Source organism: Dehalococcoidales bacterium (genome assembly GCA_041652735.1).
In the GTDB taxonomy this organism is placed as follows: domain Bacteria; phylum Chloroflexota; class Dehalococcoidia; order Dehalococcoidales; family RBG-16-60-22; genus RBG-13-51-18.
Window position 1 is genome coordinate 1 of sequence record JBAZGT010000042.1, and the last position, 9,661, is coordinate 9,661.

9 protein-coding genes and 1 pseudogene are annotated in these 9,661 nt (G+C 56.7%); 8 read left to right on the forward strand and 2 right to left on the reverse strand.

What is annotated here, in order from left to right; translation table 11 throughout:
- Positions 1–218 precede the first annotated feature (218 nt).
- The 6 genes and pseudogenes from WC370_11155 (at position 219) to WC370_11180 (ending at position 5,969) form a co-directional block, all read left to right on the forward strand.
- The gene (locus tag WC370_11155) at positions 219–725 is read left to right on the forward strand and encodes a GNAT family N-acetyltransferase (GenBank protein MFA5310020.1); all 507 of its coding nucleotides are present in this window, start codon (positions 219–221) and stop codon (positions 723–725) included.
- 88 nt (positions 726–813) lie between these two features.
- Positions 814–1,083, forward strand: coding sequence for a 30S ribosomal protein S15 (gene rpsO, locus WC370_11160; GenBank protein ID MFA5310021.1), 270 nt, complete (start codon positions 814–816; stop codon positions 1,081–1,083).
- A 27-nt stretch (positions 1,084–1,110) separates the two neighbouring features.
- Positions 1,111–3,171, forward strand: a pseudogene (locus WC370_11165) (polyribonucleotide nucleotidyltransferase).
- A gap of 205 nt (positions 3,172–3,376) precedes the next feature.
- Positions 3,377–4,168, forward strand: a complete 792-nt coding sequence (gene dapB, locus WC370_11170; GenBank protein MFA5310022.1) for a 4-hydroxy-tetrahydrodipicolinate reductase — start codon at positions 3,377–3,379, stop codon at positions 4,166–4,168.
- Between the two features lie 230 nt (positions 4,169–4,398).
- Complete coding sequence (gene dapA, locus WC370_11175) at positions 4,399–5,298, forward strand: 4-hydroxy-tetrahydrodipicolinate synthase (GenBank protein ID MFA5310023.1); 900 nt, start codon at positions 4,399–4,401, stop codon at positions 5,296–5,298.
- Between the two features lie 152 nt (positions 5,299–5,450).
- The gene (locus tag WC370_11180; GenBank protein ID MFA5310024.1) at positions 5,451–5,969 is read left to right on the forward strand and encodes a hypothetical protein; all 519 of its coding nucleotides are present in this window, start codon (positions 5,451–5,453) and stop codon (positions 5,967–5,969) included.
- A 180-nt stretch (positions 5,970–6,149) separates the two neighbouring features.
- Here the strand turns inward: WC370_11180 and WC370_11185 are convergent, their stop codons facing one another.
- On the reverse strand, positions 6,150–7,298 hold the full coding sequence (locus WC370_11185; GenBank protein MFA5310025.1) for a glycosyltransferase: 1,149 nt from the start codon (positions 7,296–7,298) through the stop codon (positions 6,150–6,152).
- 30 nt (positions 7,299–7,328) lie between these two features.
- Positions 7,329–7,946, reverse strand: coding sequence for a glycerol-3-phosphate acyltransferase (locus WC370_11190; GenBank protein MFA5310026.1), 618 nt, complete (start codon positions 7,944–7,946; stop codon positions 7,329–7,331).
- 325 nt (positions 7,947–8,271) lie between these two features.
- On the opposite strand from WC370_11190, the gene lepB reads away from it, so the two are divergent.
- Together lepB and pyrE are read left to right on the forward strand one after the other, a co-directional pair.
- Entirely contained in the window at positions 8,272–8,817 is a 546-nt protein-coding gene (gene lepB / locus WC370_11195; protein ID MFA5310027.1) for a signal peptidase I, read from the forward strand.
- A 19-nt stretch (positions 8,818–8,836) separates the two neighbouring features.
- Entirely contained in the window at positions 8,837–9,418 is a 582-nt protein-coding gene (gene pyrE / locus WC370_11200) for an orotate phosphoribosyltransferase (GenBank protein ID MFA5310028.1), read from the forward strand.
- Positions 9,419–9,661 lie beyond the last annotated feature (243 nt).

The following is a 9,661-nucleotide window of genomic DNA, read 5'->3' on the forward strand; positions in this document are numbered from 1 at the left end:
TGTTCGGGCTAATGGAAGTCCAGGCACGGCGACCCTCGCTCTCCAACGGTTTTATTAAACCAAGGGGGAATCGGTCTGCCGTGCCTTTAAAGCTTATATTACCATCTTTCAAACATACAAGGGGGACACAGGGGGTGAGGTCGAGTTCCCTAATCCCTCTCCCTTTTACTTTCCCTTCTCTTTATAGTAACATGGCTTGGTTGTCAACCGGAGAGTATATGAAAAATCTCAAAGACGTCAAGATCAAAGTCAATCCGACCATCACACCGGAGCAGCTGTTCGCGTTCTACCGGCGCAATCATATCTGCGAGGAGGGGTACGGGAAGGAGAAAGCCGCCCGCCCGTTAAGTCGCAGCAGCCTTATCGTGGGGGCTTTTTGGGAAGAGGAACTGGTGGGTATCGCCCGGGCTATGTTTGACGGGCTGAGCGCCGCCGTCATGGAGTTCTGTGTTGACCTGGCATACCAGGGCAAAGGCATAGCCTACGAAAACGGGTCGCTCATCGGCGGGGATGAAAGCGGGCTGGGCAAAAAGCTGGGGGAGACACTGGTTAACGAGTTGTTCCGGATAGGGGCAGACTTTATTTCCATCTACATATTCGGAGAATACGAGGCGGGCTTTTATCAATCATTGGGGTTTGAACCGCTGACCGGGCACAGCGCCTATTACATAGATAAAAGGCCCTACCGTCGCGATGAACGCTATATCACCCGCCGCCGGGACTAGAGAGAAAAACCGGCTAAATCAATTTACTTCCCTTTCAATATTATGTTATAATGGCTCGTATTAAATAATAATATAGACAAAGTGGAGAATTAACTTGGACAGAGAAAGAAAAACAGCCATTATCGGTGATTACCGGGCTAAAGAAGGCGATACCGGCTCGACCGAGGTACAGGTCGCTATTATCACCGAGCGCATCACGCAGCTTACCACTCACATGGCGGCCAACCGCAAGGACTTTCACACGCAGCGGGGTTTGCTCAGGCTCGTCGGGCAGAGGCGGAGGCTTTTGTCGTATCTCAGCCGTGAGGATGTGGGGCGGTATAACGCTTTGATTAAAAAACTGGGATTACGCAAATAAAGCCTGTTGGTTGGAGGGAGTATTTCATTGGAACCGCAATCTGTAAGTCAAAACATTGGTGGCCGTACCCTATCTATTGAAACGGGCAAGCTGGCACAGCAGGCCAACGCCTCGGTAATCGTCCGCTACGGGGAGACCGTGGTCCTGGTTACCGTCTGCTTTAACAGGGAACCTAGGGAAGGGGTGGATTTCCTGCCCCTGACTATCGATTATGAAGAGCGGCTCTATGCCGCCGGTAAAATCCCGGGCGGCTTTATCCGCCGGGAAGGGCGCCCCTCGGAGGCGGCCACCTTGGCCTGCCGCATGACGGACCGCCCTATCCGCCCGCTCCTCCCCAAGAGCTGGCACAGTGAGATTCAGGTAGTCACTACCGTGCTTTCCGCTGACCAGGAGAATGACCCGGATATCCTTTCCGTCATCGGCTCCTCGGCGGTGCTGACCCTTTCGGAGATACCTTTTGACGGGCCTATCGGCGCGGTCAACGTGGGCTATATCAACGGCGAGCTGGTGCTGAATCCCAAGATGGCGCAGTATGACGAAAGCCAGTTAGACCTCGTTGTGGTCAGCACTAAAGACAAGGTTATCATGGTGGAGGCCGGGGCCAAAGAAGTCGGCGAGGACATCGTCCTCAAGGCGGTCAAGTTCGCCCATGAGGCCAACCAGGATATTATCCGGATGCAGGAAGAGCTTCAGCGCCTGACCGGTAAGACTAAACTGCCCGTGCCGGAAGAAAAAATCAAGTCGGAAGCGCTGGCCGCCCTTGCCAGGGTTGTTGATGAAAAGCTGGAAACCGTCCTCCGTGAGACGGATAAAAATACCCGCGAGCAGATGCTGGAAGCCCTCATTGAAGAGCTGGTCCGCAATGCCGGTACAGGCGTTACGGAAAACGATATCGCCGCCGCCATTGACGCCCGCGTTAAGGCGGAAGTAAGGGCGGACGTGCTGGATAAAGGGCGGCGCATCAGCGGCCGCTCCCTCACGGAAATCCGTCCCCTCAGCTGTGAAGTGGGCCTTTTGCCCCGCACTCACGGCTCCGGTATGTTCACCCGCGGTCAGACCCAGGTGCTCAGTATTACCACCCTCGGCTCCACCCGCAAGGAGCAGATGCTGGACGGGCTGGGACTGGAAGAAAGCAAGCGTTTCATTCACCATTACAATTTCCCCGGCTATTCCACCGGCGAGGTCCGGCGCGTTGGTTCGCCGGGGCGGCGGGAAATCGGGCACGGCGCCCTGGCCGAGCGCGCCCTGGTGCCCGTCCTACCCACCGATGCCGAGTTCCCTTACACTATCCGCCTGGTCTCTGAGGTTTTAAGCTCCAGCGGCAGCACTTCCATGGCCAGTGTCTGCGCCGGCAGTCTTTCCCTGATGGACGCGGGCGTGCCCGTTAAAAAAGCGGTGGCCGGTATCGCTATGGGCCTGATTACCGGCGATGACGGCCGTTTCGCCGTGCTTACGGATATTGAAGGCATCGAGGACTTTAACGGGGATATGGACTTCAAAGTGGCCGGTACCCGGGACGGCATCACGGCCATTCAAATGGATACCAAGCTCAAGGGCATTACCCTGGAAATCGTGGAACAGACCCTTTCCCGGGCCAAAGACGCCCGTATGTTTATTCTGGACAAGATGGCCACGGCTATCACCGCCCCGCGCGGCGATGTCAGCCGCTTCGCCCCGCGCATGACCAAGATAAAAATCGACCAGAGCAAGATTGGCGCGGTCATCGGCTCCGGCGGCAAGACCATCCGGTCGATTATCGAGTCCACCAAGACCACCATTGATGTCGAGGACGACGGCACTATCGTTATCGGTTCGCCGGATATGGAAGCCACCCAGAAAGCCATCGGCATTATCGAGGGCCTGACCCGTGACGCGCAAATCGGCGATATGTATACCGGCAAGGTTAGCCGTATCCTGGACTTCGGCGCCATGGTGGAAATCCTCCCCGGCAAAGAGGGACTGGTGCATATCAGCGAGCTGTCCGACCACCGTATCGACCGGGTTGAAGATGCAGTTAAAATCGGTGACGAGGTCACTGTTAAAGTAATCAACATCGATAACCTGGGCCGGGTCAACCTATCCCGGCGCGCGCTGTTTGAAAAAGACGGCGAGGCAGGCAGTGAAGGCGAAGCCCCCTCGGCGGACTACCCGTTCCGCAAGAGCAGCCCCGGCGGTTCCTCCGGGTTCCGGGGCAAGCCCCGCTACGGCAACGACCAGCGGCCCAACCGCGGCCCGTCACGGCCTCCTTACCAGAGATAATTATTACCCCGATTCTTTAACGAGGTGTACTGCTATGGTACCAATCAGGGTAGTTATCCATGGGGCCGCCGGCAGGGTGGGGCAGGAAGTGGTCAGGGCCGTTTGCCGGGAACCGGACATGAAACTGGTCGGCGCTGTGGACATGAAAGTCTCCGGTGATTTCCTGACGCTGCCGGACGGCTCATCCAAGGTGCTCTTTTCCACTGACTTTCCCTCTATCGTCACCACCTGCAAACCGGATGTGGTGGTGGACTTTACCATCGCCAAAGCCTCCATGCCGGCCGTGCGTTTCGCGGCGGGAAAAGGCGTAAACATGGTCATCGGCACTACCGGTTTCTCCCCCGATGAATTAGCTGAGATGGAACGGCTGGCGGCCGCTAAAAACATCGGCATCGTGGCCGCGCCCAATTTCGCTCTCGGCGCGGTGCTGATGATGCACCTGGCCAAAATCGCCGGTAAGTTCATGGACCATGCGGAAATCATGGAGCTTCATCATGATAAAAAGCTGGACGCTCCGTCCGGCACATCTCTTTTAACCGCCAAAGCTATGGCGGAAGCCCGCGGCAAGCCTTTCCTGCCCCCCGCCGCCGGAGAGCCTACCCCCAGCCGGGGCCAGGACGTATCCGGCATTAATATCCACAGCATCCGCCTGCCCGGCCTCATGGCGCACCAGGAGGTCATTTTCGGGGCGGCGGGGCAAACGCTGAGCATCCGGCATGACACCATCAACCGTGAGTGCTACATGCCCGGCGTGCTGCTGGCCGTCAAGGCGGTGGTCAAACAAAAGGGCTTCATCTACGGCCTCGATAAACTGCTGGGTCTATAAAATAAAGTCGGGTGGGATAAAAAGCCGCCTCCGTTTCCCTTTTTTTACTAAGCAGGCTGAAAGAGATAGCCAATAAATTTAAAGGCCGGCTCAAGCTGTCGTCTCCCTTTCGTAAAGTCGAAGATTCCGATGAAATCGGAAGGAGAGTGAGAGGGATTTTGAAGTAGATAAACTGCTGGGTCTTTAGGCTAAAATAATACATCGTATTCATTTCAAGGAGGCACTGTTCCATGAAAAAGCTGGGCAGACTTTTAACCGCTATGGTGACCCCGTTCCAGGAAAACGGGGACGTTGATTATGAGCAGACCAAACGGCTGGCTAAAGCGCTGCTGGCTTCCGGGAACGATGGCCTGGTGCTGGCGGCCACCACCGGCGAGGCCCCTACCCTCTCCTGGGACGAGGAAATGCGCATCTTTACCGAGGTAAAGTCCGCCGTCAGGGAAACAGCTACCCTGGTGGCTTATACCGGCAGCAACAGCACTAAAGAAGCGGTGGAAAATACGGAGAAAGCGGAGAAAATAGGCGTGGACGCCTGCCTTTCCGTCGTGCCTTATTATAACAAACCCAACCAGGAGGGCATTTACCGTCACTTTAAAGCTATCGCGGAGAGTACCAGCCTGCCCATTATCATGTATAACATTCCCGGCCGCGTGGTCGTTAATATGACGCCGGATACCATCGTCCGGTTGAGCCGTATTAAGAACATCGTCGGCGTTAAGGAAGCCAACGGCGATATGGGCCACGTGGCCCAGGTCATTGAAAATGTCAGTAAAATCCGCGATGATTTCCACGTCTGGTCCGGCAACGATAATGATACTTTCCCCATCATGGCGCTGGGCGGCTATGGCGTTATCGGCGTGACCACCCACCTCACCGGCCTCCAGTATAAAAAGATGGTGGAGCTGATTCTATCCGACCACATTCAAGAGGCGGCGGCCATTCAGCGCAAGCTGGTGCCGCTGGTGAACGCCATGTTCTCCGTGCCCAGCCCCGCCCCCATCAAGTACGCCCTGAACAAGCTCGGCTTTAACGTCGGCAAACCCCGCCTCCCGCTGGTGGAAGTCACCCCCGCGGAAGCCGCTAAAATCGACGCTGTTCTCAAGGGCTACACCTTCGATATTAAGGCCTAGCAGTGCATAATCATATCCCCCTATCCCTCCAAATCCTTCCCCCTCTCTGTCGACGGAGAGGGGGAACCGAAGGGAGTAAGGTAAGTTAATCTCCCGGGGGTAACTTAAAAACCTGCTTGTTCGTTATAGATGGGTGGAAGGGGGACAGTAAAATGATTAAAAGACTAACGATGGCGCTGATGGCCTGCCTGCTGTTGGCGCCGCTGGCTTTAGGGGGGTGCGGGGAAAAGGCGGCGTCGGGCGAGGGCTTTGCCATCTACCTGACCGGAAACGACATCCCTCCTTCAAAAATGGAGATGCAGAGCCACCTTGAGATAGCCGATGAACCGGTTATTTCGCTCGATGATATTGTTTCGTACCAATGGGATACCCATGAAATAGAGCTGACCGCTGAAGCTTTCACGCGGGTAATACAGATGAAAATACCTGTCTCCGGCCTGAGCTTTGTGGTCTGTGTGGATAAAGGCCCGGTGTACTGGGGCGCGTTCTGGACGCCCATCTCCTCGCAATCGTTCGGAGGTGTGACCATCATGACGCAGTCGCCGTTTCCCGGAGGGGATACGGTTACCCTGGAACTTGGCTATCCCTCGCCGGGCTTTTATAATGGTGAAGACCCTCGTTCCAACCCGGAAATAAGGGCCTCTCTGGAACAGGCGGGGAAGCTGAAATAAAAGCGCGCGGTATTCCTCAAGAAGATATACAGATAGTAGAAATCAGGCGGGCAAGTCCGGCCTTTTACCTTTGGCCGACTGTCATGCCCCTTTTCCCTTCAATGGATTGTCCCTCTTTCGTAAAGTCGCCAGATTCCGTATGAAATCGGAAAGGGATAAAGGGAGTTTTTAGTATCCCCTCTACTCTATCGTGGACTCCTTGCCGTAGAACCGCTCTTTCCAGGTAATGCCCGCCCCCACCAGCCACCGCCCCCCGGAGTAAAGCACGTTCAGCAGGTAGAAAATCATCCCCAGCGGGTGGAACCACAGGGAAACAACCGGCTCGCGGAAACGGTTGCATACCCGCCAGCGCATGTAAAGTATTATCGCCACCTGTAAAACCACCAGCCCGCGCCATAGCAGCGGCTCGGAGGGGTCGGTAAAGGTGTTCCACAGCCAGAAAAACGGCGCTATATAGAAAAGGTAGGCTATAATTATCAGGGCCACCAGCGCCACCGGTGCCATCGCCGCCACGGAGTAGATGGACTTGCCCAGCCCGTTCCAGGCGCCCTTGACGTCCCGGTACATTTTGCAGGAGACCACCGGTGACAGGTCCACGGCCACGTGCCGCCCGCCCATCCGGCTTACCTCCACCCCCATCCACACGTCTTCCACCAGCCTGTCGTGCACCGCCTTGTGCCCCCCGAAGTGCCAGTATTCATCGCGGGAGAAGAAAAAGAACTGCCCTATGCCCATGGACGGCTTGGGCTTTTTGGTGCGGTGCAGCCACCACATCGGTACCCAGCTGAGCAGGATAAAGTAGAACACCGGGATAATCACCCTGGTGGCGAAGGAGTCCGCCAGTTGGCGCGGAAAACCGGAAAGCAGGGCGGTCTTTTGCTCCAGGGCCAGCGCCAGCACGCTGCGCAGCATATGCGGTTCGTGTATCGTGTCCGCGTCCACGAACAGTAGCCACGAGCCTTTGGCCTCTCTGGCGAGTTGGTAGCAGGCGAAGGGCTTGCCCGCCCAGTCCTCCGGCAGCGGCTGCCCCTGGATGAGGCGGATGCGCCTGTCCTTTGAAGCCAGCTCCATGACGATAGCCCCCGTTCTGTCCGTGGAGTTATCGTCCAGCACCAGGATTTCGTAGTTGGGGTAGTCCTGCTTTTGCAAAGACGCCACGCAGGTGCGGATATTGTCCTCTTCGTCACGGGCGGGTATCAGCACGGATATTAAGGGAGCCGGCTGTGGCACCTTGCTGTTGGCGTCGGGGGTCTTCATGCTCCTAAGGTTGAGCACGAGGTTGAGCAGGAAGAGAGCCAGCCCGCCCGCGATGACTATCTGATATACCATTTACCAGCCTTTCTGTACCGTGGCGCCGGGTCAGTGGTTGCGCGACTGCACCCAGCGGAGGAGCCGTCCGTTCCAGCCGGGCAGAGTCCGCAGCGACTCGAAATGCTTGATGATGAAGATTCCCAGGATGCAGAGCATCAGCAAAAGCGACCATGACCGCCCGTCGGTAAGGAAAAGGTAAACTGAGGTGCCGGTCGAACCCAGGACGGGAATCCAGGAGTCCGTGTTCAGTACCATGAAGCCGATGAGCATGAAGATGATAAAGACCAGCAGTATGTCCCGCTGCGGCATCGCCAGCAGCACCCCGAAGGTAACGGATATGGCTTTGCCGCCCCGCATCTTCAGGAAGGGGGAAAAAGCGTGCCCCAGCACCGCGCTGGTGCCTATTAGCGCCAGGGAAATTCCGGGCAGGTGGCATACTTCGCTGGCGATGAGCACCATCGGCACGCCCTTGGCCACGTCCATCAGCACCGCCAGCAGCCCCATCTTGATGCTGCCGGCACGGAAGACGTTGGCCGCGCCGGGATTGCCGTCGCCGTAGGTGGTGATGTCCTTGCGCATCAGCCCGCGGCCTATCAGTACGGAGAAAGGCACGGCCCCAAGGAGGAAAGCCCCTATCGCCAGCAAGACCGTATTTGTCGTGTCCATTTGCTGTTCCTGTCAAGATTCGGATACCTTGACTGTCTTGGTATAATAGAACAAAACCACCCCTTTGGTCAAGTCCCGCCGGATATTTATTATTTTTGAAGCTGGTGCCGGGCAGCCGCACCCTGATTATTTTGCCCGTCAGCAGCATTATTTTTTTAACCGGGATGGCTTTTTAGACAAGTACGGCACCTTTTCCCGTGTGGTCGGAGCCTGTAGTAGTCCTGATACCCTTGCCGTTTATTATCGGGCAAGCCCCCCGCCCCGGTTTACTGGCGGGGGGCATTTAATTGGGGTATAATTGGGAGAAGTTACAGGCGGATATGAAGTGAAAAGTCTGGTACGTGAAGTCATAATTACGCTGGTGCTGGCGCTGGGACTGTTTTTCCTGGCCCGGGCTACCATTCAGACCTATGAGGTCTTCCAGACCAGTATGCTGCCCAACTTTAATCCGGGGGAGCGCGTGGTGGTCAATAAGGCCGTTTACTGGTTCGGCGGGGATCCCAAGCGGGGCGATGTCGTTATCTTTAAAGCCCCCAGCGGCGTCAAGGAGAACTGGATTAAGCGTATCATCGGTCTTCCCGGTGATACCGTGGCCATAACCGATGGCGTGGTGTACGTTAACGGCGTGATGCTGGCGGAGCCGTATATCAAAATGAGCTTTACCTACTCCATGGACAAGGTGACCGTGCCGGAGGGTAACTTCTTCTTCCTCGGGGATAACCGCGATGTCAGCAACGATTCGAGTCGGGGCTGGTTCATGCCTCGGGCCAATCTTCTCGGCAAGGCCTGGCTGATTTCCTGGCCGCCGTCCGAATGGAGCGTGGCTTTTAATTATGACCTCAACGACCAGGTTGCCGCCGCTACGGATTGATTTGACGGGATGAAGGATTATGACTGATAAAGTCGAAGCCATGTTTGAAAAGTCGGGCGCCCTGCTCCGGGGCCATTTCCTGCTGCACTCCGGCTTGCATTCCCCGGTCTACTGGGAGAAGTCGCTGGTCATCCAGTACCCGGAGCTCACGGAGAAGCTCTGCCGCATGATTGCCGACCATTACCGGAGCGTGGGAGTCGCCGTCGTGGCCGGCCCCACCACCCCCGGCATCATCCTGGCCTACGAGACGGCGCGGCAGCTGGGAGTGCGCGGCATCTTCGCCGAGCGGGACGAGTCTTCCGGCAGCGGCCGGGTGTTCCGCCGCGGCTTTACCATTGCCCCCGGTGAAAAAGTCCTTATTGTCGACGATGTTATGACCGCCGGCGGCTCGGTCAGCGAGGTCATCGCCGCGGTAAAAAAGCTCGGCGGCGATATCGTCGGGGTTGGCGTGCTCGTCCTGCGTTCCGCGCGGGAGCCGGACTTCGGCCTGCCCTTTTACGCCTGCCACCGCACGGATGTCGTTACCTACCAGCCCGCTTCCTGCCCCCTCTGTGCCCAGGGCGTCCCGCTGGTCAGGCCCGGCAGCAGCCAGGTCAAATAGCCGGTCATTCCGCGGAACGCCGTGACGTGCCTGCACGCCGTAGTGCGTTACCGTACGCAGGCGTGGCAATCTCACCCTTTGCCTTGAACCCTGACCCCAAATTAGCCATACATATATTGTGCAAACTGGGACATAGGTTACACTTTAGACCGGGGACATAGGTAACACTTTTCCTTTGGTTTCATCTAGTAAACCAAGCTTTAAGAAACTGAACCAGACTTCCCAGACTGTGTCTGTAATTTG

Bases quoted from the DNA above. Each gene is read 5' to 3' on its own strand.
- dapA (MFA5310023.1), top strand. From the start codon at position 4,399: ATGAAAAAGCTGGGCAGACTTTTAACCGCTATGGTGACCCCGTTCCAG.
- WC370_11155 (MFA5310020.1), top strand. From the start codon at position 219: ATGAAAAATCTCAAAGACGTCAAGATCAAAGTCAATCCGACCATCACA.
- WC370_11180 (MFA5310024.1), top strand. From the start codon at position 5,451: ATGATTAAAAGACTAACGATGGCGCTGATGGCCTGCCTGCTGTTGGCG.
- pyrE (MFA5310028.1), top strand. From the start codon at position 8,837: ATGACTGATAAAGTCGAAGCCATGTTTGAAAAGTCGGGCGCCCTGCTC.
- WC370_11190 (MFA5310026.1), bottom strand. From the start codon at position 7,946: ATGGACACGACAAATACGGTCTTGCTGGCGATAGGGGCTTTCCTCCTT.
- dapB (MFA5310022.1), top strand. From the start codon at position 3,377: ATGGTACCAATCAGGGTAGTTATCCATGGGGCCGCCGGCAGGGTGGGG.
- WC370_11185 (MFA5310025.1), bottom strand. From the start codon at position 7,298: ATGGTATATCAGATAGTCATCGCGGGCGGGCTGGCTCTCTTCCTGCTC.